The 24308-nt window shown below is 50.0% G+C and carries 20 protein-coding genes and 1 other RNA gene; 10 read left to right on the forward strand and 11 right to left on the reverse strand.

Annotated elements, in window-relative coordinates; genetic code table 11:
- Positions 1-23: 23 nt before the first annotated feature.
- Both gpmI and eno read left to right on the forward strand, forming a co-directional pair.
- A complete protein-coding gene (gpmI, locus tag EDM59_RS30035; protein WP_122926943.1) occupies positions 24-1565 on the forward strand; it encodes a 2,3-bisphosphoglycerate-independent phosphoglycerate mutase in 1542 nt (513 codons plus the stop codon).
- A 91-nt stretch (positions 1566-1656) separates the two neighbouring features.
- Positions 1657-2943, forward strand: coding sequence for a phosphopyruvate hydratase (gene eno / locus EDM59_RS30040; protein ID WP_122926944.1), 1287 nt, complete (start codon positions 1657-1659; stop codon positions 2941-2943).
- A gap of 81 nt (positions 2944-3024) precedes the next feature.
- Here the strand turns inward: eno and EDM59_RS30045 are convergent, their stop codons facing one another.
- The 4 genes from EDM59_RS30045 to EDM59_RS30060 all read right to left on the reverse strand — a co-directional run bounded on the left by EDM59_RS30045 (position 3025) and on the right by EDM59_RS30060 (position 6835).
- The gene (locus EDM59_RS30045) at positions 3025-3723 is read right to left on the reverse strand and encodes a hypothetical protein (RefSeq protein WP_122926945.1); all 699 of its coding nucleotides are present in this window, start codon (positions 3721-3723) and stop codon (positions 3025-3027) included.
- 226 nt (positions 3724-3949) lie between these two features.
- Complete coding sequence (locus tag EDM59_RS30050) at positions 3950-4777, reverse strand: ABC transporter ATP-binding protein (RefSeq protein WP_122926946.1); 828 nt, start codon at positions 4775-4777, stop codon at positions 3950-3952.
- Positions 4778-4796: 19 nt separating this feature from the next.
- Positions 4797-5828 (reverse strand): FecCD family ABC transporter permease, encoded by a 1032-nt coding sequence (locus EDM59_RS30055; RefSeq protein WP_122926947.1) that lies wholly within the window; start codon positions 5826-5828, stop codon positions 4797-4799.
- Positions 5825-6835, reverse strand: a complete 1011-nt coding sequence (locus EDM59_RS30060; RefSeq protein WP_122926948.1) for a FecCD family ABC transporter permease — start codon at positions 6833-6835, stop codon at positions 5825-5827. Before EDM59_RS30060 ends, EDM59_RS30055 begins: the two co-directional genes overlap by 4 nt.
- 218 nt (positions 6836-7053) lie before the next feature.
- Here EDM59_RS30060 and EDM59_RS30065 point away from each other — a divergent pair, with 218 nt between their 5' ends.
- Positions 7054-8076, forward strand: a complete 1023-nt coding sequence (locus tag EDM59_RS30065; RefSeq protein WP_122926949.1) for an ABC transporter substrate-binding protein — start codon at positions 7054-7056, stop codon at positions 8074-8076.
- Positions 8077-8193: 117 nt separating this feature from the next.
- On the opposite strand, the gene EDM59_RS30070 is transcribed toward EDM59_RS30065, so the two are convergent.
- The 5 genes from EDM59_RS30070 to EDM59_RS30090 form a co-directional block, all read right to left on the reverse strand.
- Entirely contained in the window at positions 8194-9330 is a 1137-nt protein-coding gene (locus EDM59_RS30070; protein WP_246011303.1) for a YjgB family protein, read from the reverse strand.
- Positions 9331-9439: 109 nt separating this feature from the next.
- Positions 9440-9964: an RNA polymerase sigma factor gene (locus tag EDM59_RS30075; protein WP_122926951.1), complete on the reverse strand. Its 525-nt coding sequence runs from the start codon at positions 9962-9964 to the stop codon at positions 9440-9442.
- A gap of 113 nt (positions 9965-10077) precedes the next feature.
- Positions 10078-10830, reverse strand: coding sequence for an ABC transporter permease (locus EDM59_RS30080; protein WP_122926952.1), 753 nt, complete (start codon positions 10828-10830; stop codon positions 10078-10080).
- Positions 10827-11588 (reverse strand): ABC transporter ATP-binding protein, encoded by a 762-nt coding sequence (locus EDM59_RS30085; protein ID WP_122926953.1) that lies wholly within the window; start codon positions 11586-11588, stop codon positions 10827-10829. The genes EDM59_RS30080 and EDM59_RS30085 overlap by 4 nt, the downstream gene beginning before the upstream one ends.
- Positions 11589-11673: 85 nt before the next feature.
- Positions 11674-12072 carry a YqzM family protein gene (locus EDM59_RS30090; protein ID WP_092275265.1) on the reverse strand — a complete coding sequence of 133 codons (399 nt, stop codon included), beginning with the start codon at positions 12070-12072 and terminating at the stop codon, positions 11674-11676.
- Between the two features lie 292 nt (positions 12073-12364).
- On the opposite strand from EDM59_RS30090, the gene secG reads away from it, so the two are divergent.
- The 6 genes from secG (at position 12365) to EDM59_RS30120 (ending at position 17583) form a co-directional block, all read left to right on the forward strand.
- Positions 12365-12607 carry a preprotein translocase subunit SecG gene (gene secG, locus EDM59_RS30095; protein WP_003843341.1) on the forward strand — a complete coding sequence of 81 codons (243 nt, stop codon included), beginning with the start codon at positions 12365-12367 and terminating at the stop codon, positions 12605-12607.
- 143 nt (positions 12608-12750) lie between these two features.
- Positions 12751-15264, forward strand: a complete 2514-nt coding sequence (gene rnr / locus EDM59_RS30100) for a ribonuclease R (RefSeq protein WP_122926954.1) — start codon at positions 12751-12753, stop codon at positions 15262-15264.
- Positions 15265-15382: 118 nt separating this feature from the next.
- Positions 15383-15856: an SsrA-binding protein SmpB gene (smpB, locus tag EDM59_RS30105; protein ID WP_055745511.1), complete on the forward strand. Its 474-nt coding sequence runs from the start codon at positions 15383-15385 to the stop codon at positions 15854-15856.
- A gap of 258 nt (positions 15857-16114) precedes the next feature.
- Positions 16115-16471: a transfer-messenger RNA gene (gene ssrA, locus EDM59_RS30110) on the forward strand.
- Between the two features lie 292 nt (positions 16472-16763).
- Positions 16764-17006: an antitoxin VbhA family protein gene (locus EDM59_RS30115; RefSeq protein ID WP_122926955.1), complete on the forward strand. Its 243-nt coding sequence runs from the start codon at positions 16764-16766 to the stop codon at positions 17004-17006.
- Entirely contained in the window at positions 16999-17583 is a 585-nt protein-coding gene (locus tag EDM59_RS30120; RefSeq protein WP_122926956.1) for a Fic/DOC family protein, read from the forward strand. Before EDM59_RS30115 ends, EDM59_RS30120 begins: the two co-directional genes overlap by 8 nt.
- Positions 17584-18380: 797 nt before the next feature.
- Here EDM59_RS30120 and EDM59_RS30125 read toward each other — a convergent pair.
- Both EDM59_RS30125 and EDM59_RS30130 read right to left on the reverse strand, forming a co-directional pair.
- Positions 18381-20441, reverse strand: coding sequence for an iron ABC transporter permease (locus EDM59_RS30125; RefSeq protein ID WP_122926957.1), 2061 nt, complete (start codon positions 20439-20441; stop codon positions 18381-18383).
- Positions 20438-21430, reverse strand: coding sequence for an ABC transporter substrate-binding protein (locus EDM59_RS30130; protein ID WP_122926958.1), 993 nt, complete (start codon positions 21428-21430; stop codon positions 20438-20440). The genes EDM59_RS30125 and EDM59_RS30130 overlap by 4 nt, the downstream gene beginning before the upstream one ends.
- A 349-nt stretch (positions 21431-21779) precedes the next feature.
- Between EDM59_RS30130 and EDM59_RS30135 the strand changes: the two genes are divergently transcribed.
- Positions 21780-24254, forward strand: a complete 2475-nt coding sequence (locus tag EDM59_RS30135; RefSeq protein ID WP_122926959.1) for a DEAD/DEAH box helicase — start codon at positions 21780-21782, stop codon at positions 24252-24254.
- Positions 24255-24308 lie beyond the last annotated feature (54 nt).

Raw genomic sequence — 24308 nt, forward strand, 5'->3', positions numbered from 1 at the left:
TCAGCAATAGGAGGAGAAACGAGATGGCAAACCGGCCGAAACCGGTTGCGCTGCTGATTGTAGATGGCTTTGCCCTGCGTGAAGAGACGTACGGCAACGCCGTAGCGCAAGCGAAGAAACCGAATTTTGACCGTTATTGGAATCACTATCCCCATGCCACCCTGGAAGCGAGCGGGCTCGCAGTTGGGCTGCCAGAAGGTCAGATGGGTAACTCGGAAGTGGGTCACCTCAACATCGGAGCAGGGCGCGTCGTGTATCAGGACCTGACTCGTATCACCAAGTCCATCCGCGAAGGCGAGTTTTTTGAAAACGAAACCTTGCTGGATGCGTTCCGCCATGTAAAAGAGAACAACAAGCAGCTGCATCTGTTTGGCCTCTTGTCCGACGGGGGCGTACACAGCCATATTGCCCACTTGTTTGCGATCCTCGAAATGGCGAAGAAACAAAACTTCGAGAAAGTGTATATCCATGGCTTCCTCGACGGCCGGGACGTATCTCCTGACAGCGCCGTGGGATACATCGAAGATCTGCAAGCCAAGATCGCAGAAATCGGTGTAGGGAAAATCGCAACCGTGCAAGGACGATACTACGCGATGGACCGCGACAAGCGCTGGGAGCGGATCGAAAAGGCGTACCGCGCGATGGTGTACGCGGATGCGCCGCATTATCAGGATCCGATCAAAGCTGTAAAGGAATCGTACGAGAAGTCCATTATGGACGAATTCGTCATGCCAACCGCGATTGTGGATGAGCAGGGAGCGCCAGTCGCTACGATTCAGGACGGGGATGCCATCATCTTCTACAACTTCCGTCCGGACCGTGCGATTCAAATCTCGCAGGCTTTCACGAATGAGGATTTCCGCGGATTTGACCGGGGAGAAAAGCGCCCGCGCAATCTTCACTTCGTCTGCCTGACGCACTTTTCCGAGTCAGTCGATGGCTATGTGGCCTACAAGCCGTCCAATTTGGACAACACACTCGGCGAGGTGCTTTCCCAGCAGGGGCTCAAGCAGCTGCGCATTGCAGAAACGGAAAAGTACCCGCATGTAACGTTCTTCTTTAGCGGCGGACGTGAACAGGAATTCCCGGGAGAGACCCGTATTCTCATCCCGTCTCCGAAAGTGGCGACCTACGATTTGCAGCCGGAAATGAGTGCGATCGAGCTGACAGATGCCGTAGTTGCCGAGATTGAAGCAGACAACTTTGATGCGATCATCCTCAACTTTGCCAACTGCGACATGGTGGGACACTCCGGGCTCATGGAGCCGACCATCAAGGCGGTAGAAACGGTAGATGCATGCCTGGGACGTGTCGTAGAAGCGATTACGGCAAAAGGCGGAGTGGCAGTCATCACAGCCGACCATGGAAACGCTGACCTGATGCTGGACCCAGCTGGACGCCCGATTACTTCGCACAGCACATACCCTGTTCCGGTCATTGTGACCAAAGAAGGTGTGACGCTGCGCGAAGACGGTATTTTGGCTGATTTGTCGCCAACCTTGCTGGCTCTTCTCGGTGTTCCACAACCTACAGAAATGTCAGGCAAATCGTTACTTGCAAAATAGCTCGCTCTGGCACAAACTGAAATGGTGCCGAATGCAAGTCTATAAATAATGGTGGGGAGACCCGCTCGAAAACAAAGGAGATGGATGAGAAATGGCGATGATTACAGACATTTACGCACGCGAGATTATGGATTCCCGCGGTAACCCAACTGTGGAAGTCGAAGTGTATCTGGAAGACGGTTCGATGGGCCGCGCTGCTGTTCCGTCGGGTGCTTCTACGGGTGCTTATGAAGCGGTTGAACTGCGCGATGGCGACAAATCCCGCTACCTGGGTAAAGGCGTGCTGAAAGCGGTTGAGAACGTAAACGAAATCATCGCACCTGAGCTGATCGGTATGGACGCGCTGGATCAAGTAGGCGTAGACATGGCGATGCTGCAGCTCGATGGTACTCACAACAAAGGCAAGCTGGGTGCAAATGCGATCCTGGGCGTATCCATGGCAGTCGCGCGTGCAGCAGCAGATTCCTTGGGTCTGCCACTGTACAACTACCTGGGCGGCTTCAACGCAAGAACACTGCCAGTCCCTATGATGAACATCCTGAACGGTGGTAAGCACGCAGACAACACCGTTGATATTCAAGAATTCATGGTAATGCCTGTCGGGGCAGAATCCTTTAAAGAAGCACTGCGCACAGGTGCGGAAATCTTCCACTCCCTGAAAAAAGTGCTGTCCGAAAAAGGTCTGAGCACAGCTGTAGGGGATGAAGGCGGATTCGCACCAAACCTCAAATCCAACGAAGAAGCGATCACCACCATTTTGGCTGCGATCCAGGCTGCTGGCTACGAGCCAGGTAAAGATGTATTCCTCGCGCTCGACGTAGCAGCTACTGAAATGTACAAAGATGGCAAATACCACTTCGAAGGCGAAGGCGTTGTGAAAACAACGGAAGAAATGATCGCGTTCTACGAAGATCTGGTAAGCAAATACCCAATCATCTCCATCGAAGACGGTCTGTCCGAAGACGACTGGGATGGCTGGAAAGCACTGACTGACAAGCTGGGCAGCAAAGTGCAGCTCGTAGGGGACGACCTGTTCGTAACGAACACCGAGCGTCTGGCTCGCGGGATCGAAACTGCGACAGGAAACTCTATCCTGGTGAAAGTAAACCAAATCGGTACGCTGACAGAGACCTTCGAAGCGATCGAAATGGCGAAGCGTGCAGGCTACACAGCGGTTATTTCCCACCGCTCCGGTGAAACCGAAGACTCCACCATCTCTGATATCGCTGTAGCGACAAATGCTGGGCAAATCAAGACAGGTGCACCTTCCCGTACAGACCGTGTAGCGAAGTACAACCAATTGCTTCGTATCGAGGACGAGTTGGGCGATACTTCCCGCTTTGGCGGCCGTGCTGCTTTCTACAACCTGAAGAAGTAGAATCGAATCGCATAGGAAGATAAGGGCTGTTTCCACCTGCAAAAGGTGTGGAAACAGCCTTTTTTACGTTGCTTTATCGAGCTATCGCCGAGGCGGGCATGGCGGCACTAGGAAAGGGGAACACTCCAGTGGGAGCGAGCGGGGTGGCGCTGGGATGAGGTCGACTCGAGGAAGGCATGGTTTGGCCTGGAGCTCGATCTGCGCCATCGCCTCTACGATGAGTTCTGTACAGACAAGCAGCTCCAGCTCGATGAGGTTATGCTGCACAAAACCGGTGAAGGGAAGACATTCCCCGGTTGCGATGCGGCAGTGAATATGCTCCTCGTGCAAAGTCTCAGGAACGCAGACGACCAGCTCGTCTTGCAAGAGCAGGGTGGTCGTGAAATCAAACAGCAGCTCATTGTCCGCAAACACGAAAATCGCGGCATAGAGCTCGAGCAATGTGCGAACGATGCCTGCTGGAACGCCGTGACCATTTACAGGCAGAACCGTCCGGCGAATCGGTGGCAGCACTCGTATCGAGAGATCTTTGGCACGGTCGACGGAAAAGGGATCCAAACAGCTTACGTAGATGTCACGCCCGGAGCAGACCGCCTTTTGCAGAATGCAGATGTATTTTTCCGGAACGGCTATCTGGTATCGCTGCCAGCAGCTGGAGAGTATCCAGTCGTATACTTTGGGCGCACGTATACATACTTCCTGCAAGGAGCCTGGGAAGTCAGGAGGGGACATCGGCGTCGGATTTTGTTCGTTTCCTTTGATAGACTTGGCTGGCTTCATCACGTACACTCCCTTCCGCAGGCAGAAAACCGATGATACCTCCATTGTATGGAGAAGGGGCGGAGTGTGCCTATATCTCTTTCGCCTGTGCATGCAAAAAGCAAAAAAACTGACCCGCACGAATGGGGTCAGCCTTTGTTTGTACAGCAAGAATGGATAAGATTTTCAGCCAGTATAAATGCAGCTAAGGCTCCGCGAAAAGGCTTGGCGGAACCAAGTTTTCGAATCAGGAAAGCAGCGCAGGTTTTTTCTCCAGCACGGCGGCAGCCAGTCGGCTTTTGCTGTACGGAATGCACATCGGCGTGCCATACAGAGGATCGAGTGTGATCTGGCAATCCATGTCGAATACAGTACGCACGAGGTCTGTTGTCAGTACGTCATCAGGCGAGCCTTCTGCCACGACTGTGGTATTGTGGACTGCCACGATGTGGTGAGCGTAGCGGCAAGCCAGATTCAGATCATGCAAGACCATCACGATGGTACGCTGCTCGGTCTCGTTCAACTCAAACAGCAGGTCCAGAATCTCGATTTGGTGAGACATATCGAGGTAGGTAGTCGGCTCATCCAGCAGGATGGTTTCCGTTCCCTGCGCCAGCGTCATCGCGATCCAGGCGCGTTGACGTTGACCGCCGGAGAGAGAGTCTACCGGACGATTGGCGAGGGCAGTCAGCTGTGTCGCTTCCAGCGCGCGATTTACCATTTTCTCATCTTCCTCGGACCATTGCTGAAGCCAGTTTTGGTAAGGATAGCGTCCCTGCTTCACCAGCTGGAGAACGGTCAAACCTTCCGGAGCGGTAGGACCTTGGGGCAGGATAGCCAGTCGTTTCGCTACTTCCTTGGTCGAGCGCTTGGCGATGGATTCGCCTTCGAGCAGGATGGCTCCTTCCTTTGGCTTGAGCAGGCGAGCCAGCGAACGAAGCAGAGTAGACTTCCCGCTTCCGTTACTCCCGATAAAGACGGTGATTTTTCCACGGGGGATATTCAAATCCAGTGTCTCAATGATGTTGCGATCTCCATAGGACAAAGTGAGCTGACGGGTTTCCAGAGCTTGCATGATCATTCGTCTCCTTCCACTAGCGATTTCGATTTTTGTAAAGCAGGTAAATGAAGAACGGGGCGCCCACTGCTGAGGTGAAAACGCCGACCGGTATGTCGAGCGGTGAAAAAGCGACGCGGCCGATGAGATCGGCAATCAAGAGAATCAAGGATCCGATAAAAGCTGAAAGCGGCAAGGCTCCACCAAAAGAGGGGCCAATCAGCTGCTTGGCGATATGAGGCGCGAGCAGTGCGACGAAGCTGATGTCTCCGCCTACAGAAACGGCTGTACCTGTCAATGCGGCACAAATGATCAGGAGGAGAAAGCGATCCAGCTGCAGGAAGCTTCCTAAGCTGGTAGCAATATCGTCTCCGAGCTGTTGAATGTTCACTCTTCTCGCGAGCAAGGCAGCTGCCACGATCAAGATCACAACCCACGGCAGGATCATCAGTACATCATTCCAGTCCACACCGTAGATACTGCCTGTCAGCCAGAGCAAGGCTTTGTTCTGCAAAAGAAACGGGCTGAACATGATCAAGAGCGTCACGACCGCGCCTGCAGCGATCTTTATCCCTACCCCGATTAACACGAGTCGCAGCGGGGTCACGCCTTTTTTCCAAGCGAGCGCATAAAGGAGAATCGTAGTCGCCATGGCTCCGAGAAAGGACGTTGGGGGCAGCCACTTGATACTGACGTTTTCAAACAGGAGCAAAAACGCCACAGCCGCCACGGAAGCCCCGCTGGAAATACCGAGAATGTCCGGGGCAGCCAGCGGATTTCGCACGATGCCTTGCATGATAGCACCGGCAGCAGCTAGAGCGGCACCGACGAGAATGGCGATGATGATCCGTGGCATGCGGAACTGCTGAACGATTAGCGCATCTTGCTCGGCACCGAAGCCAAGCAAGGCTTTGACGACGTCGAGAGGGCGAATGTACATTTCACCCATTCCCAGACTGACGATAGCAGCCGCGATGGTCAGCAGAATCGCCAGAGTCGTGTAGACCACGGTTTTCTTATGTAGATGAATGGATGTCTTGCCAATGCGGAGAGGCAGGTATTGTTTCATCCTTTTTCCAGCCCCTTTCGTGCGACATAGATGAAGAACGGGATGCCGATAAGGGCTGTCATTACACCAATCGGTACTTCAGCAGGCATCGCGATAAAGCGAGCAGCGATGTCTGAGACGAGCAGCAGGATCGAGCCGAGCAAACCGCTGTACAGCATTCCCCATGCCGTGCTGATGCCGACAAAGTATCGGGCGAGATGAGGAGTGACCAGACCGACAAAGCCGATTGGGCCAGCCACGGCTACAGCGCAGCCGGACAAAAGCACGATGACCACACCCGTGAGGATTTTGACGAGCAGCGTTCGTTGCCCCAAGCCTTTTGCGACATCATCCCCCATTAATAGCGTTTGAATAGGGCGAGCCAGCAGGAAGGCAGCGATCCAGGCGAGCAGCATGTAAGGAAACACGGTGGCCAAATATTCGAGCTTTCTGCCGCCGATGGAGCCTGCGAGCCAGAAGAGGACCTCGTCGGTAGCCTTTTCATTTAATACCATCATGCCGTGTCGAATAGATCCGGCCAGGGCAGTAATCGCAGCACCCGCGAGCACGAGCTTGACTGGTGTCAAACCATCTCGACCCAGGGAGCCTAATATATACACGATAAGGCCTGCTACGGCTGCACCAAGGAAGGAGATCCAAGTAAACTCGGTCAGGGAGCTGATGCCAAAGAAGGTGACGGCGAACACGACGAAAACGGAAGCGCCTGCGTTGAGACCGAACAGCTCCACATCTGCTACGGGATTTCGCGTCAGCGATTGCAGCAGCATACCTGCCACGCCGAGGCAAAAGCCGACGGTTAGACCGTTTAGCACACGCGGGACACGAACCTCTTTGATGACGATGTGCTCGTTTGTGCCGTTGAAGTGTGTGTAAGCATCGATAGCCGTTTGCCAGCTTGTATCGATTACGCCGAAAACGAGACTGGCATAGCTGAGATAAGCAAGGAAAAGAAGGGCGATAACGACTCCCAAAATCTTACGAAAATTGCTGGATAATAAAGCATTCATGGCAGTTACATCCTTTTATTTAGCAGTCTGCTTTCATTAGAGTGAATTTCGTAACAAGGTTAAGTTTAGATGGAGGTGGGAGATGTGTCAATGATGTTGATAGTCATTATCAATTTCTTGTTGACTTCTTTTGGGCTTGCCTGTAGGATAATCATTGTTATTGAAGGTAATTCTCAATCTCATCGTGAACTTTTAGAGAAGGAAGGGGTCCTTTCATCATGTTTTCTCGTACATATCGGACCGCAGGCGGCAAGGCATTTTTTGCTGTCCTGATGGCGATGCTGTTGATCGTAACTGGTTGCGGCGGAGGTCAACAAGCGGCTGAACAAAAACCAGCCGAACAAAAGCCAGCTGAACAAGCGGCAGGCAGCAATGGCAACACGGGTAGCGCGGATCAATCTTACACAGTCAAACACGTCATGGGTGAAACGACGATTAAAGGTACGCCACAACGCGTTGTTATGTTGACTACGCAAGGGGTGGAAACACTGCTGGCACTGGGTGTAAAACCTGTGGGTGCTGTAGGTTCCTTTACTGATCCAACGCAGTTCTACGATTTCGTAAAACCGCAATTGGAAGGTGTAAAAGTAGTTGGTTCTGAGTCTCAACCAAACCTGGAAGCCATCGCGGCTCTGAAGCCAGACCTGATTCTGGGTATGAAATTCCGCCAAGAGAAAATTTATCAACAATTGAGTGCAATCGCACCAACTGTTTTCGTAGATGAGCCACGCGGCGACTGGAAAGCAAACTTCTCCCTGTTCGCTGAAGCAGTAAACAAAAAAGCAGAAGGCGAGAAGGTCATCGCTGACTGGAACAAACGTGTAGAAGATTTCAAAGCTAAAGCAGGCGACAAGCTGAAAACACAAGTTTCCGTAGTACGTTTCATGCCAGGTAAAGTTCGCATTTACTACAACGACACCTTCACTGGCGCGATCTTCAAAGATCTCGGACTTGCTCGTCCAGCTTCCCAAAACAAGGAAGAGTTCGCAGCGGAAGTAACAAAAGAGCGCATTCCAGAAATGGACGGCGACATCATGTTCTACTTCACTTACGAAACAGGTAAAGGCGAAGCTTCCAAGCTGGAGCAAGAGTGGACAAACGATTCTCTCTGGAAAAACCTGAACGTAGTAAAAGCGGGTAAAGCATTCAAAGTGGATGACACCATCTGGAACACTTCCGGCGGTGTAATCGCAGCGAACAAAGTACTGGATGAGCTGGAAGGCTACATCATCGGTAAATAAGATTCACGCTAACAGAAAGACGATTGGAGTGCATGGGCTCCGATCGTCTTTTTTCTTCAAAAAAAAGCACACATAAGCTCTCGGGGAGCTCGTGTGTGCTTCGTTGCTTCTAGGGAGTTATCCAGCCATGTTGTTGATCGTTCCTCGTGGATAAAAGACATTGACATGATCGATGTACAGCTTGTTGGCATTGCTTCCGTCGTAAATGCCGGAGAAGACGATCTTCAGCTCGTAGTTGTCGTTGACCTTGTAGGTGTAGATGGTTTGCCCGCCGACATTGGCGGTGCTTTGCGGTTTGCCCAACGTTTTCACGACGTCTGCCAGTGGGATGTACTGCAGCTGATAGTTGTAGGAGCGGATGTCGACGATCTGCATTCCTTTATTGAAGCCAAAGACTAAACCACGGTCACGATACGTATTGTACGTGATTCCATTGACGGTCGAGACGATATCCGGTTTGCCCCACTCTTTTTCAACCGTATCGAAAACATCCTTTTCTACGCGGAACTCGCTTCCGAGCGTTTTTCCGTCCTTGGCGAGATCGCGCAGGTTTTGCAGCAGCTCTGTCGGGTTCATATCCGCCATCAGATTGTGATTGCCTTGCGGATAGTAGACGCTGTAGCGAACGAGCACCATCTGGTTGTTGTTTGCTGCGGATGGCTCAAACACGAATTTGACCTGGTACTTGTCTGTCACATCGTAGGTGTAGATCTGCTGGCCAGCGAATTCTCCGACACGATTGGGTTTTCCCCATTTTTTCTCGATATCGGCGAGGGTCAGCTGCTTGATTCGCGGGTCGAACGAACGGATTTCTACGATTTGCATGCCTTTGTTGTAGCCGATCTCCACGCCGTGTTTTTCGTAGGTAGCGTACGTGAGCCCATTTGCATAGACAGAGCGGTCTGGAGCCCCCCATGCCTTTTCTACATCGTCAAAAACAGTAGTCTCTACGGTATAGGTCGAGTTGATGACGGCTCCCTTTTCCGCCTGCTTGCGGATAGTATTGAGCAATTCCTCTCCTTGCGGGGTTGCTGGCGCAGTCGGAGTAGGGGTTACGACACCGTTTTGTGAGCTCGGTACTGGATTCGGAGCAGAAGGAGTAGGGCTTGCGCCATTAGAGATGCCAGGCAATGTTGCTGGCTGGTTGGTTTGGATGAGTGTGGTCCCCATCCAGACAGTAGCTGCGAGTACGGAGCAAATCGCCAATCCTTTTCCGAAATAGCCGAAGCGTCGAGGGTGTACAGTTTGTTCCATGTTGAGTGCCTCCTTGGATCGAATCGTCGAAACGATCTTTTGTTTTGTGACGTGTGACATCTGGATATCAGGTAGTTTGCGCAATTCTTCCATCAGTTGCTCGTCTGTTTTAGATGACATTTCCGATCAGCTCCTTTCCTGCCAGCTCCAGCTTGTCTCTGACTGCTTTCATGGCGCGGTGCAAAGTGACATTGACCTTGTTTTCCGACCATTGCAGGATTTCCGCTGTTTCTTTGGCAGACAGACCCTTGATGCCCCGGAGGATGAGTACCTCTCGATAAGCGGGCTTTACTTGCTGGATCGCCCGATAAAGCGCTTGTTGTTCTTCCTGCAGATCCAGCTGCTCCTCGGGGGTCTTTTCATCGGAAGCCAGATGAGAGAGCCACATGTCGGGCAGCCAGCTGCGCAGACGCTTTTTTCTGGCGTGATCGATGGCCGTATGACGAGCGATCGTCAAGAGCCATGTCTTTGGCTGCGATCTCCCTTGGAACGAGTCAATGGAGCCGAGGGCTTTTAGGAAAACGTCCTGTACTAAGTCATCTACGTCTCTACTGCCTGTGTAGTAAACGAGAAACTTGTAAATATCATCGCCATAGCGCAGAAACCATTGCTCAATTAAGTCGTTTTTGTCCATAGCGGAACCACCTTTGCTCTTTCTCCTTGTAATTTGACGAATCGAGTATGATTTCATTACAGTTCGCGAAAAAAAACTGCCGAGATGCCCGGCAGTTGGTGGAGAAAGAATTATTAGGAACGTAGCAAGGCTTCACGGGTAAACCAGAGACGGTAGCTGACGAGACTGATGAGAACGGCAGAAATAGCCGCAGAAGAGGAGAAAGTGAGCATGATCAGAATTTGGTAGCGGACAGCCTCGATCGGGCTGGCACCGGCCACGATCATGCCGGTCATCATGCCCGGCAGCTGAACGAGACCGATCGTTTTCATGGTATCAAAGGTAGGGATCATACTCGACTTGACTGCGCGCTTCAAAACGCCCTGGATCGCTTGACGGGGAGTAGCGCCAAGGCTAAGCAAGGCTTCGATTTCTCCGCGGGCACTTTCGGTTTCCCGATTCATATGATTCAAGTAAAGTCCGCAGACAACCATGGAGCTGCCGATGATCATACCGCTCATGGGAATCAAGTATTGCGGGGTAGGCGTAACCAGCTTGAATGCGACCAGAAGCCCCATGGTAATGACTTCGGTGATGAGAAGGGAAAAGGCGATTCGCCAAAAGATCCCGGGGAGCTGGGCGCCGCGGCTCGCGGCATTCTTCGCAGCGACAGTCACCATCATGGCAATCAGTATCACAATAAACCAGATGCTGTTGGAGTGGAAAACGAACTGAAGAACGTAGCCGATCAAAAGGAGCTGCACCGTTGAGCGGATTGTTCCGATAGCGATTTCCTTTTCCAGACCGAGCTTTTGCCAGACAGACAGCAAAAGAGCGATGAGGACAAAGGCAAACGCGAACCACAAGGAAAAGGAAGAATAGGTCATGCTTGCACCTCCGTGGCTGCCATTGCCGGTGAAGTCGGGTGATTCAGAAAATCACGTGCGGCAGCTGATTGCGGGGAGCGAAAAAAGGATTGGCTTGGGGAATCCTCCTCGAGCTGTCCGTTTGCCATAAACCAGATCCGGTTGCATGCTGTCCGCGCTTCTTCGAGATCATGGGTGATCCAGAGCAGAGTCGTGCCTGTACGTGTATGCAGATCGATCAGGAGGCGTTCTGCAGCTTGTTTGCTGATCATATCGAGTGAGGATGTGACTTCATCTAATAAGAGCACCTGAGGCCGCAAGAGAAGGCTGCGGATGAGAGCGAGACGCTGCTTTTCGCCACCTGAGAGCTGGGCTGCTGATTTGTCCCAATCCAGATGGTCCATAGCCAGCTGCTCCATGTAGTCTTTCGCCAGCTTTTCGTCAAAAGGGCGCTGATGAAGCACGCTCGTGATCCGCAGATTGTCTCCGACCGTGCCAGGCAGCATCACGGGCTGCTGGGCGACGTAGCTCATCGTCATCCGCCACGCTTCAGGCTCCCATAGACTAAGATCTTTATTTTGGAGGCGGATGCTGCCTTGGCTGGCTTTATCCAAGCGTCCCAAAATACGGAGCAGCGTGCTTTTGCCTTGCCCCGATTTGCCGAGGATGCCGACGATTTCAGGCTCGGTGACGCTTGCGGAGAAATGGCGAAATAGCCAAGCATCTGCGAGAGTAGCGTGCTGCTTTCCTAGATTTTCGATTTCTAGTCGGGTCGTCATGTTCGGCTGCTCACTTCCTTATATAATGGCGAAAACACCGAAGAGGACGAGTCTCCGGTGTTCTTTAATCGGGCCATCTATGTACTTATTTGTGTTCAGACAGCCATTGGGCAACAGCTTGAATCTCTGGATTCTTTTTCAGCAATCCTGGAGGCATGCCGCCTTTACCTTCTTTAATGATCTTCTGGATGTCTTCAGCGCTGTGAGTTGCACCAACCTTAGTCAAGTTTGGTCCAACGATCCCTTCCAGGTTTTGACCGTGACAGGAAGCGCAGTTTTGTTTAAAAATAGCAGCAGCGTCAATGTTAGCAGTAGGTGCTCCACCTGGGCCTGCAGCTTCTTCCCCATGTTTTGGTGGGAAAATAATCGATCCTACAAGTGCAATGAGAAAAACTAGAAACAAGATACCAAACGAAGTAAAAAAGGCCTTCGCGGAATCAATTACGTCGTTTTGATTCATGTCTTTTTTGTTGGACCCAGCCATCTGACAAAGACCTCCCAAGGCAAGTAATAAAGGTTCAACTGCAATTTTACGGCAAAATCTTGACAGTTGCAAGGCGACTAAAAAACCGACAAAGAAAGTACACAATTTCCAAATAATCTCTACTCCACTATTCGTTCCTTCTATATATTATTGCCCTGCATACAACGTAACAATTCTGGTAGAAGTTCACTAATTCTGTAGGCACAGCCAGCTTGATGCTAGCTATGAATTGTGATAAAGTAGACGTATTGGTTTTTTACCGCCTTGGAAATACGTTTTGAGGTGAATGAAGATGGCATTGGCTGCGAAAATCTTACTTGTGATTGCAAGTATTGGCTTAATTATCGTCGTATTGTTACAATCTGGTAAAAGTGCCGGCCTTTCGGGAGCGATTGGTGGCGGTGCTGAGCAACTCATGGGCAAACAAAAAGCTCGTGGGATTGACGCACTTTTGGGCAAGCTGACCGTTGTATTTGCGGTAGCTTTCATGATTTTTGCGATTTTGCTCGGTTATTTCTTGAAAACAGGGGCGTAATAGACGAATGGCCAAAAGGCAGCAAGTGCGACTTGCTGCCTTTTTCTCTATTCCGATTGCGATGCGTGTAACCGGTGAATACTACATAGTAATGAGTGAAAAGGAAGCTCGGTGATCAACCAAGCGAAAAAGGAGGTTTGTGAATGAAGGATCAAGATATTCTTGCGTTCATGCGGGAGCAGGCATACCACCCGATGACCGTAAAGGAATTGGAAGAAGCGTTCGGGATTCAGGATTCCGCAACGTTTAAAGAACTGGTGAAAACGCTCAATGGACTGGAAGCGAGCGGCGAGGTCATCAGGACGAGGGCGAATCGCTACGGCGTTCCAGAGAAAATGAATCTGGTGCGGGGGCGTTTGCAGAGTCACCCGAAAGGCTTTGGCTTTGTCATTCCGGAGACACCGGAGATGGAAGACGTCTACGTCCATGCGAATGATATGAATGGCGCTTTGCACGGCGATACCGTATTCGTGCGAGTCGAGAAGGAGCCAGGGGGCAACCGGCTGGAAGGACGCATCATTCGCGTCGTAGAGCGGGGCATCAAGCAAGTCGTGGGGACGTTTAAGGATGAGCAGCATTACGCGTTTGTCATCCCGGATGAAAAGCGGATCGGCAAGGACGTGTTCATTCCGAAAAATGCGTACAACGGAGCCGTAGATGGCCACAAAGTCGTGGTCAACATCGTGCGTTATCCGGAAGGCAGAGTGAATCCGGAGGGAGAAGTCGTAGAGATTTTGGGTCACAAAAACGATCCGGGCGTCGATATTCTCTCGATCATCCGCAAGTTTAATCTGCCAGAAGCATTCCCCGAGGATGTATTGTCCGAAGCAGAGGCTGCGCCTGGTGAAATCTCCGAAGAAGAGATCAAAGGACGCCGCGACCTGCGCGACCGCATGATGGTCACAATCGACGGGGCAGACGCCAAAGACCTGGACGATGCCGTGTCCCTCGAGACACTGCCGAATGGCAATGTGCGCCTGGGAGTTCATATCGCGGATGTGAGCTACTACGTACAGGAAAAATCGGCTTTAGATAATGAAGCGTATCGCCGCGGAACCAGCGTCTATCTGGTCGACCGTGTGATTCCGATGATTCCGCACCGTTTGTCCAACGGGATTTGCAGCTTGAATCCAAAGGTCGATCGACTGACAATCTCCTGCGACATGGAGATGGACAAAGAGGCGAAGGTCGTGAAGTACGACATTTTCCTCAGCGTGATTCGCACCAACGAGCGGATGACGTATACGGACGTTCGCAGCATTCTGGAAGACAAGGATGAAGCGCTCATCGAGAAGTACAGCGAGCTCGTCCCGATGTTTCAGGAGATGGAGAAGCTGGCACGCAAACGTCGCGAGCAACGGATGCAGCGCGGTGCTATCGATTTTGACTTCCGTGAAGCAAAAATTTACGTGAACGAAGAGGGGACACCGACGGATATCGGGTTCCGCACCCGTTCTATCGCGGAGCAGATCATCGAAGAGTTCATGCTTGCTGCCAACGAAACAGTAGCCGAGCATTTCCACTGGATGAAGCAGCCTTTCATGTATCGGGTCCACGAAGATCCCAATGCCGAGAAGCTGATGGCTTTCATGGAGTTCATCACCAACTTTGGCTACTCCATTCGCGGAAAAGGAAACTCGGTACATCCGAGAGCCCTGCAGCAGCTGTTGGAAGAGGTCAAAGGGAAGCCGGAAGAGATCATTATCAGCACCGTGATGCTGCGTTCGATGAAGCAAGCGCGTTATGACGCGGAAAGCCTCGGGCACTATGGTCTTTCCACGGAGTTCTACACGCACTTCACCTCGCCGATCCGCCGTTATCCCGACCTGATCGTTCACCGCCGCATTCGTGACTGGATCGAATCTGGAGAGCAGCTGTCAGAAAAGCGCATGGCGTATTGGGCAGAGCACATGCCGTTAATCGCGGAGCATGCTTCTCAGCGCGAGCGTTTGGCTGTAGATGCTGAGCGGGAAACGGACGATCTGAAAAAAGCGGAGTTCATGAAGGAGCGAGTCGGAGAAGAGTTCGAGGGCGTTATCTCCAGTGTCACCTCGTTCGGGATCTTCGTCGAGCTGCCGAATACCATCGAAGGCTTGGTTCACGTCAGCTTTTTGACAGACGATTACTACCACTACCACGAGAAAATGTACGCTCTGGTCGGGGAGCGGACGGGCAAGCAGTTCCGTATCGGCGATCTGGTGCAGGTGCGCGTGGCAAGTGTCAATGTAGATGAGCGGACCATCGATTTTGAAATCGTGGGTATGACCAAGGCAGCAGGCTTCCGGGGAAGTCGAGAACGCACGCCGAAGGTCATCGACGGACGCGGTGGAGAGCGTCGTGGCGGCGCCCGTGGTGGCAAGCAGGACCGTTCCCGTTCAGATCGACCGGACCGTCAAAAGGATAAGGATAAGCCGCATCCAGCTGCCATCCGCCAAAAGTACAAAGAGCGCAGGAAGAATGAAGGATCCAAAACATCTTCCCGACGCGGTGGACAACGCAGTACAACTTCTGCGAGTGAAGATGTGGTCGCTATCGGAACTGGAGAGGGAACAGATACACCAACCCAACGTCAAAAAGGGTTCTGGGAGGATCTCGTTCGCTCCAAGAAGAAGAACCGGAAAAACGTGACGCAAACAGCGAAGCGGAAACGCCGTTAAACAGTTGTGTAAGGGCCGTTTATGAGGCATTTGCCCGGTAAATGGCTTGCCACACTGGTTAAAATTTGCTAGACTTACTGGTACGAAACGCAGGAAAATCGCAAGTGAGGTGATCTCCATGTCAAAAGACAAAGCCGGGACCAAAACCGTTGCCCAAAATCGAAAAGCACGCCACGACTACCACATCGAGCAAGTATTTGAAGCGGGTATCGAGCTGACCGGAACGGAGATCAAATCCGTGCGAGCTGCCCGCGTCCAGCTCAAGGACAGCTTCGCCCGTGTGCAAAACGGCGAGCTGATGCTGTACAACGTGCACATCAGCCCGTACGAGCAGGGCAACCGCTTTAACCATGAGCCGGAGCGTACCCGCAGACTGCTGATGAGACGCCTGGAAATTCTCAAGCTCAACGGCCTGATCCGCGAGAGAGGCTATTCGCTCGTACCGCTCAGCATTTATTTGAAGGGCGGCTGGGCCAAAGTCGAGCTGGCGCTGGTCAAAGGGAAGAAGAACTACGACAAGCGCGAGGATCTCAAGAAGAAGGACGCTGCGCGTGAAGTGGAACGTGCCTTGCGTGAGCGGCAGAAGGCGTAGGCTGGGATAGTCCGCTACACATGATGAACCGCCCGTACAAAGGCGGGAACGCACACGACTATAGCGGGGGCGGGGGCAAAGAAAGTTTGACTTTCCAAGTCTGGTTCCCGATGGCACGGCTGGCAGGAATCAACGTTGAGTTTTGCTTGGCCCATGTGCTATAGTTAAGGAGCAGTAAACAGTACACTGTTAAACACAGTCTAGGTGCGGAACATGATGGTTGTCTCTTCACCTAGACTTTTTGTCACCTCTTATCCTGGGGGCGTTCTGGATTCGACGGGGATGGTAGAGCATGAGAAGCGAGCCGGGGGGTTGCGGACCTCGTCATCAACGCAAACGCCATTTAACTGGCAACAAACAACTTTCTCTCGCTGCTTAATAACCAGTGAGGCGCTACCATTCCATCGCCCATGTGGCATGACTAGCGCTCAACTTTAGTGGGATACGCCGGAGGCTTCCGCCTGGAGCCGAAGGAAGAAGATCAATCAGGCTAGGTGCCAGGTCAGCGCGTCACTCCGCGAATCTGTCACCGAAACTCTAAATGAGTGACTGCGCTCGGAGATGCTCATGTATCGCTGTTTTCGGACGGGGGTTCGAATCCCCCCGCCTCCACCAAATACATATCAGTGATGGCCACCTGTAGAGGTGGCTTTTTTAGTAAAGTAGTATAAAGGTATCTCAATGGCACCTCCCAATTGGACTTGACAAAACAAGCAAGGAAAGAAGCATGTGATGCATTCCAGAGACTTGATGTGTTTTTGATAATGGAAGGGCAAAAACAGAAGCTTTTTGATATTGAATCGGCATATAATAAAGTAGAGGTATGGTAGTGTAGCTTGAGTCAAAGCGTTTGGTTTTTGTTATCATTATGATAAGGTATTTTTTTATGCAAGGAGGACAAACTTAAATGCATATACATGTAGTAAGTTTTCGTTATAAAATGCTTTCCAACAGGAAAAGGGTGATTGTCTTGAAAAGATACTCACAACAACAAGTAAGACGTGCTCTACTAAGTGCCAAAGCATCTTTGGAGATTGAAGGGCTGTTTTTAACTCCACAAGAAGACCGGCTATTATTGGATAGAGCAGAAGGGAAAATAAAGTATAGTGAATTTTTAGCTCGTGCCAAGGAAATCGCAAAAAATGTATGAACAGGAGCATTCCAAGTATTGTTATCCTGATAGTGAAGTTTTAATAAACGTTCCAGGGTTTAAAGAGCAGGATCAACTTGATGCGTTTGAACGGATGGTTACAGCGGAACGTTTAAGGGCCTTAAATCTGAGGCCCTTAAACGGAAAGTTTGATAAAAAGCACCTATGTGCTATCCATAAGTTTATTTTTAGGGATGTTTATCCCTTTGCGGGAAGTATGCGCGACGAAGAAATCTCAAAAGGCAGTTTCCGCTTTGCAACAGCACGGTTCTTGAATGACCAAACTGAGGAGCTATTAAACAAATTAAAACAAGGGAATTTTCTGAAAGAACTATCTTTTGAGCTCTTGGTGGACAGATTAACCTACTATCTTGTAGAACTCAATGTCCTTCATCCTTTTCGTGAGGGAAACGGTAGGACACAGCGTGAATTTATTAGGTGTTTAGCTTTACAAGCAGGGTATCGGATAGATTGGACAAAAGTTGAGGGTTCTAAGATCCTTAAGGCAATGATTCATTCTCCTCTCGATGACTCAGAATTAAAAGTCGTTATGCAAAAGATCTTGTCAAAAGAATAACCAGTGAGGCGCTACCACTCCATCGCCCATGTGGCATGACTAGCGCTCAACTTTAGAGGGATACGCCGGAGGCTTCCGCCTGGAGCCGAAGCAAGAAGATCAATCAGGCTAGGTGCCAGGTCAGCGCGTCAATCCGCGAATCATCCATCTCCTAAACCCTAAGTGAGTGACTGCGCTCGGAGATGCTCATGTATCGCTGTTTCACCCTGCGGGTACAGGTCGGACGGGGGCTCGAATCCCCCTGCCTCACCTTACATATCTACAAATGCTAAAATGTATCAATTTAACATATCAACATGATTTGCAGTTATCACAGTTTATTTATTGTGATAACTGTTTTTTTGTTTTAAGTAATTTAGGAATTTCTTTATTTAATGACTCAAGCAATTCTAATCAATATAGAAAAAGAAAGAGGAGGGAGTGGATCATGGATCACTATCTACTAGCTAGACGTTGAATGTAAAGAACGTTTGAATCAATAGATGCTCAAGAGCAAGCAGAACTTTATTCGAAGTGGGCAAGAGCTCTATTTTTGTGCAATTCAGCATTTTACAGAAACCTAACCCGTTGAACCACATAGGTCCTCAAAACAAGACACAAAAAAAGACTCCCCTCGACTTGGAGAAGTTTTCGAGTAAGCAAACCCGAAAACATCAAGGGAGGGAAGTCGCTTTTGTATAACTTACCTGCGCTCATCGAAAAAATATCTAAGCGCGATTGCCTTACATGCATCGGCACTTTCTTTTGCCTGCCAGATGGAAAAGGGAGCAGCTTGAAAACGGAAAGCTAGATAAGGCTCATTTAATAAATGAACGATACATCATATACAAAAAATAAGGTGCACCGATAAGCGAAATGAGAATACCAGAGGGAATCTCCATCGGAGCCATTAGAGTCCGGCCGATGGTATCCGCTGCTACAAGGAGTAGGGCACCAAGCAATGCGGAGAGAACGATCGATCTTCGCGTATGATGACCGATCATCATACGAACGGCATGAGGGGCCATTAGGCCAAGGAAACCAATCGTCCCCACACATGCGACGGCGCCAGCTGCAAGCAGCACACCTATTGTCATAGCGGCAAGCCTAGTTCTGCGAACGGGCAGTCCAAGACCGATGGCACTCTCGTCTGTAAGTGCCAGCAAGTCAAAGCGGCGGCCAAGGATCCAGGCAAATGGCAACAACGCAACAAGAAATCCCATAATGATGACAACCTGGTTCCAGCTCCGTCCGTATGTGGACCCTGTAAGCCATACATAAGCAGTGCTTCCCCATAAGGAGCCGTGAATAATCAAAGCTTGAATACCTGCCGAAGCGAGTGCAGATACAGCAATTCCAAGCAAAATAAGCACGGACGGATTCAATTGCTTGTGCCAAGAGAATAAAAACACGATGGTGGCGGACGTTACTGCCCCGATAATCGCTGCAATCGGCAGCAGGGCAATTGGTAACGTTGGCCAAGCAATCAAGATAGCGAGTGCACCGAGTCCCGCGCCCGACGTCACACCGATCACGGAAGTGTCCGCGAGCGGATTGCGAACCGCGCTTTGAATTAACACACCGCTGACAGCCAACGCAATGCCAGCTCCGGCAGCAACCAGTGTGCGGGGAAGACGCAATTGAAGAAGGACGGAATAGGAGGAAGCTCCTTTTGCTCCGATAAGACTTCCAAGTAAGGAATCAAGCGGAATACGGGTGCCTCCGAGCGTCATGCTGATGAGAATCAGGCCAATTGTCAGCACGGACATCATCGTTACGAGATGAACATAGCGAAACCGAATCGGGAGTCTGCCTATATTCATTGAGGAGGGACTTGTCGATCCGGAGACACCTTTGATTTTGACTAGAACAAACCAAATGAGCCAGGGAGCACCGATCATCGCCATCACGGCTCCGACTGGCAATTCACCCATGCCGCTACGCACAAGTCTTGCAAGTACATCTGCAGCCGTAATCAGTACAGCTCCCCACAATGCGGAAGCGGGAATCAAGTATCTGTGGAGCCTGAGTCCTGCAAGTCGAACCAAATGAGGGGTTACGAGACCAACAAATCCGATCGGTCCCACAACACTGACGATAACAGCTGCTAATAGTACGGCTAATCCTAGCCCAAGGACGCGAATGACATCCACTTTTTGCCCGAGCGAGCTAGCTGTTGACTCATCAAGCTCTAAAACGTCAAATTGACGTCCAAGTACAAAAACAGCAGCAATGGCAACGATAATCCAAGGCCATGCGTATTGCACTCCGCTCCAATCCAATTGGCTAAGTGATCCCGATCCCCATAGAAACAGGGATTGCGTTTTAAATGAATGAAAAATATGCAGGGCGCTCGTGAACGAGCCTAAAACCATGGAAACAATTAAACCAGCCAAAGCCAGCCGGATAGGAGTCGCGGATCGGCCGCCTCCCAGAAAGTAGGCTGCGGTTGCTGCCAAGCCGCCTCCGACTGCAGCAACCAGAAAGGGAGACTGATGCAGCAGAGACGGGAAGTAGACAGTACCGAGCACAACCATAAAATATCCGCCAGCATTGATGCCGAGTGTATCGGTGGCAGCAAGCGGGTTTTTCGTGATATTTTGCAAAACCGCTCCCGCCACGGCCAAAGCGGCACCAGAAAGCATCCCAATAATCGCTCGAGGCATTCGAATATCCCATATTAAATGATGGTCCAATAGGTTTTGCCGGTTGCTAAGCGCTTCCATTACCGTTTGTATCGAGATGGACGCTTCTCCAAAGCATAAGCTGGCAAACAACAAAGCCGTTAAAGCGACAAAACCTCCTCCGAATATTAGGACAGCCTTTTTAGCTGCACTTGAAACGTACGGTTGTCTCTGGATATCTGAAGCGGAACTCATTGAGTGAATACCTGCACAACACGGTCGACAAGCACTTTGGAGGAAATCGGACCGCCAAATGTCCATGTGCTGGCATCAAGCATGTGTGCCCGTTTTTCTTTGACGAAATTTAATCCGTTCCAAACGGTGTTGTCTTTTAGTTGGTTTTCGAACACATTATCCGTATTTTCCACAATGTAAATGAAATTCGTATTCGTTACGGCAGGAAGCGCTTCAACGGTAGCATCGGTAAAGCCATACTTTTCGAACTTGCTGGATTTCCAGTCGCTTTTCAGCCCAATTCGATCCAACGTTTGTACAACAATGGAGTTATCTGTAAACAGTCTGAGTGCTGCAGCGTTCTGTACAGTAAAAGCTTGCGTAAGCACATAGTTCGAGCCTTCTTTTCCAGCCTTGGATAGCTTTTCTTTCGCATCCACATAATGCTGTTCAAGCTCGCTTAGCACTTGCTTTGCTTTGTCCGTTTTGCCGACGGCGGCAGCAGTGGATTCAAAAATATGTACCATTTCCGTATATTGATCGCCTTGATCAGGAAATTGATTAAACTCAATAGTCGGAGCGATCGCATTTAACTGATCGTAAATGGCAGCATTATTATCAGCATTCGAAATAATCAGGTCAGGCTTCAAAGAAGCGATTGTCTCCAAATTCGGTTCATTGCGCAACCCAATATCCGTCACGTTATCATCCAGAGCGGCTTCAGCTGGCTCCCATATTTTGTATTGCTGGTTATCCGCATTGCCGATCGGTTGTATGCCGAGCGCAATTAGATTTTCGGCAAAAGCCCATTCCAGCACGACTACACGCTCGGCAGGTTTGTCCAGAGTTGTTTCCCCTCGCAAGTGTTTGATCGTGATGGGTTGACTCGAACCGTTGTCTGAAACAGTAGTAGAATTGCCAGGGGCACTCTCGGATACACCAGAGGAGCAGCCCACAGCCATTAGCATGATCGCCATGAATAAAACGAATAAATTCCGTTTCTTGTTCATTGCTCAATTTCCCCCTAAATCATTGAATTGCCAAAAACATGGCTTCTTGGTCCTGAATAAATGAGAATGAGTATCATTATTTTCCAAACAGGTAAATGATAACGGTAATCATTATTAATGTCAATTGAAAACGCTTTTTTCCCAACTGCTTCAACATGGGACCGTGTATTCTATTTTTAAGTAACGAATCATCCTTTATCTTTAACCAGCTGAAGGGACGTAGCAGAGGGAAGGAATGGGAATATGAAAGGCACCAACTGGCATAATAAAGTTGCGACTAGGTCTGAAAACTGGTATTTTATTTGTGTGCGCACGCAAATAAAATCCTTCCTTATTTAAGGAGCCATTCATGAACTACTTTTTAAACAAACAAAAGATAAAGCAGATCTGTGGAGATATTTCTTATAAAAGAGGGAAGAAGTACTTTGAAGAAAAGAGAGTAAAGCTCAAAGATTATGACTCGAGCCAGTCTCTTTTCAAAGCAACGGTGCATAGTGGTGGTACACCGTTTGAGGTCATCATTAAAAAGGATAGGAACGGCTACATCTATACAGAGTGTACTTGCCCCAGACTCTCTTCTTACCATCACAGCTGCCAACATGTTGCGGCTGTTCTCCTGTGCCTGCATGACATTCAGGTGAACGGTTTTCCCGCACAACAAGTCACTTCTCGCCAGTCTTCTACTCCGTCATCAGCTGAAAATATACTGGGGAATTTATGCACCGATGAATTTACAGGTGCTCCTTTTAAAGGCAAGCTGTTCCTGGATCGAATAAAAAACAAGCTGCTGGCTGGCCTAGAATTCCATTATGATTCAGTCATCATAAATCCATTGGTTGCAAATCTTCAAAACAGGGAAAGCGAAATAAGCCGCATACAACCAGGAGAGAAGGAACAGGAGATTCTCAGGCTCATGAAAGAAAGTCTTGGGACGCGAACAGAAAGTGGCTATTTTTGGAGCAGCGAAGAGGATGAATACCATTTTCTTGTTCACGTCATTCCGCAGCTACAACCGTATGTAGATATCTATGCAACGACAGCCGTACGGGACCGAATATGCAAAACAGATATGCGGCCGACGGTCAAGGTAAAAGTCGATGAACGGACCGATTGGCTCATCTTTCAGTTTGATATGCATGGAATTCCGGAAATCGAGATTCGAGAGGTGTTGCTAGGACTGAGGGAAAAAAGGAAGTTTTACCGGCTAAGAGATGGGCGCTTGCTGTCTTTGGAGTCCAAGCAGTTCGTAGAGGTGAGCTTGTTTTTAGAACAGCTAAGCAAGGGACGGGCGCAAATCGAGGAGGACGAAATTCGTGTCCCGTTTGCTTTTGGCCTGCAACAATTGGCACGAGCGTCTGAGGGCATCGTGTCCGAGGGGCGTTGTTTTCAAAAGAGGATGGGGGAATGGAAAAACGCAAGGGAAGCAGAGTTTCCTTTTCCCCCACAGCTTGAGTCTATTCTGAAAGACTATCAAAAGGCGGGGTATCAATGGTTAAAGCGTTTATCCAAGCATAGCTGCGGCGGGATTCTTGCGGATGACATGGGGTTGGGGAAGACGCTGCAAAGCTTGGCCTTCATCGCCTCGACTTTGGCAGAGATCAGGGAGCAGACAAAACCAGTTTTGGTCATAGCGCCGTCCTCTCTCATTTATAATTGGCAGCATGAGTTTGCCAAATTTACACCAGACATACGTGTCACAGTGGTGGACGGTCTGCCTAAAGACAGAAAAGCCGCGCTGGAACAAACTAGCCAGGCGGATGTGCTCATCACCTCTTATCCGTTGCTTAGGATGGACAGTCATTTGTACCAGGAAAGGGCTTTTCATTCACTATTTTTGGATGAGGCTCAAGCCTTTAAGAATCACACTTCGAGGACGGCAAGGGTGCTTCGATCAATCCGGGCGGACAATCGCTTCGCTCTGACAGGCACTCCGATTGAAAATAGCATCGAGGATATTTGGTCTATTTTCCAGATCGTTTTTCCCGAGCTGATGCCGGATCGCAGCCTCTTTCTTGAGCTGCCTAGGGAACAAGCAGCAAAACTGATTGCCCCCTTTCTGCTTCGCAGGATGAAAGAGGAAGTGCTGAGGGAACTGCCGGAAAAAACGGAAACCATTCTGACCTCAGATTTGCTGCCCGAGCAGAAAAAGCTGTACGCCGCTTACTTGGCTAGGCTCAAGCATGTATCTCTGAAGCATGTCGGAAAGGATAGCTTTCAAGAAAATCAGATGAAAATTCTTGCCGGTTTGACCAGGCTTCGGCAGCTTTGTTGCCACCCAGGCTTATTTTTGGAAGGGTACGAAGGAAGCTCGGCCAAACTTGAGCAGCTAGTCAAAATCGTGAAAGAGTATCGCCAGCAAGGAAAGAGAATCCTCATCTTTTCGCAGTTCACGGAAATGCTGGCGATTATAAGAAGAGAAATCAATCAAAAGGAATGCAGCTTCTTCTATCTAGATGGGAATACTGCTATTTCTGAGCGGGTACAACTGTGCGATCGCTTTAACAGAGGGGAGGGAGAAGTGTTTCTCATTTCATTAAAAGCAGGTGGAACAGGCTTGAATCTTACTGGGGCAGACACGGTCATCCTGTACGATCTCTGGTGGAATCCGGCTGTTGAACAGCAAGCAGCCGATCGCGCGTACCGGTTGGGACAAACGAAAGACGTACAAGTAGTTAAGCTCATTGCGAAGGGAACGATTGAAGAGAAAGTCCACGATTTGCAAACCAGGAAAAAGAAGCTCGTCCAAGAGGTTATCCATTCAGGGCAGGATTTTGCGTGGAAGCTCACGGAAGAAGGGATTCGGGATATATTGGATCTAGAATAAAGACAAACAACAAAAACCTGTAACAGCGACGTCATGCTGCTGCAGGCTTTTGTT

It is taken from the genome of Brevibacillus nitrificans (genome assembly GCF_003710965.1).
GTDB lineage: Bacteria > Bacillota > Bacilli > Brevibacillales > Brevibacillaceae > Brevibacillus > Brevibacillus centrosporus.

Coding starts and splice junctions, on each gene's coding strand:
- gpmI (WP_122926943.1), top strand. CDS start 24: ATGGCAAACCGGCCGAAACCGGTTGCGCTGCTGATTGTAGATGGCTTT.
- eno (WP_122926944.1), top strand. CDS start 1,657: ATGGCGATGATTACAGACATTTACGCACGCGAGATTATGGATTCCCGC.
- EDM59_RS30045 (WP_122926945.1), bottom strand. CDS start 3,723: ATGAAGCCAGCCAAGTCTATCAAAGGAAACGAACAAAATCCGACGCCG.
- EDM59_RS30050 (WP_122926946.1), bottom strand. CDS start 4,777: ATGCAAGCTCTGGAAACCCGTCAGCTCACTTTGTCCTATGGAGATCGC.
- EDM59_RS30055 (WP_122926947.1), bottom strand. CDS start 5,828: ATGAAACAATACCTGCCTCTCCGCATTGGCAAGACATCCATTCATCTA.
- EDM59_RS30060 (WP_122926948.1), bottom strand. CDS start 6,835: ATGAATGCTTTATTATCCAGCAATTTTCGTAAGATTTTGGGAGTCGTT.
- EDM59_RS30065 (WP_122926949.1), top strand. CDS start 7,054: ATGTTTTCTCGTACATATCGGACCGCAGGCGGCAAGGCATTTTTTGCT.
- EDM59_RS30070 (WP_246011303.1), bottom strand. CDS start 9,330: ATGGAACAAACTGTACACCCTCGACGCTTCGGCTATTTCGGAAAAGGA.
- EDM59_RS30075 (WP_122926951.1), bottom strand. CDS start 9,964: ATGGACAAAAACGACTTAATTGAGCAATGGTTTCTGCGCTATGGCGAT.
- EDM59_RS30080 (WP_122926952.1), bottom strand. CDS start 10,830: ATGACCTATTCTTCCTTTTCCTTGTGGTTCGCGTTTGCCTTTGTCCTC.
- EDM59_RS30085 (WP_122926953.1), bottom strand. CDS start 11,588: ATGACGACCCGACTAGAAATCGAAAATCTAGGAAAGCAGCACGCTACT.
- EDM59_RS30090 (WP_092275265.1), bottom strand. CDS start 12,072: ATGGCTGGGTCCAACAAAAAAGACATGAATCAAAACGACGTAATTGAT.
- secG (WP_003843341.1), top strand. CDS start 12,365: ATGGCATTGGCTGCGAAAATCTTACTTGTGATTGCAAGTATTGGCTTA.
- rnr (WP_122926954.1), top strand. CDS start 12,751: ATGAAGGATCAAGATATTCTTGCGTTCATGCGGGAGCAGGCATACCAC.
- smpB (WP_055745511.1), top strand. CDS start 15,383: ATGTCAAAAGACAAAGCCGGGACCAAAACCGTTGCCCAAAATCGAAAA.
- EDM59_RS30115 (WP_122926955.1), top strand. CDS start 16,764: ATGCATATACATGTAGTAAGTTTTCGTTATAAAATGCTTTCCAACAGG.
- EDM59_RS30120 (WP_122926956.1), top strand. CDS start 16,999: ATGTATGAACAGGAGCATTCCAAGTATTGTTATCCTGATAGTGAAGTT.
- EDM59_RS30125 (WP_122926957.1), bottom strand. CDS start 20,441: ATGAGTTCCGCTTCAGATATCCAGAGACAACCGTACGTTTCAAGTGCA.
- EDM59_RS30130 (WP_122926958.1), bottom strand. CDS start 21,430: ATGAACAAGAAACGGAATTTATTCGTTTTATTCATGGCGATCATGCTA.
- EDM59_RS30135 (WP_122926959.1), top strand. CDS start 21,780: ATGAACTACTTTTTAAACAAACAAAAGATAAAGCAGATCTGTGGAGAT.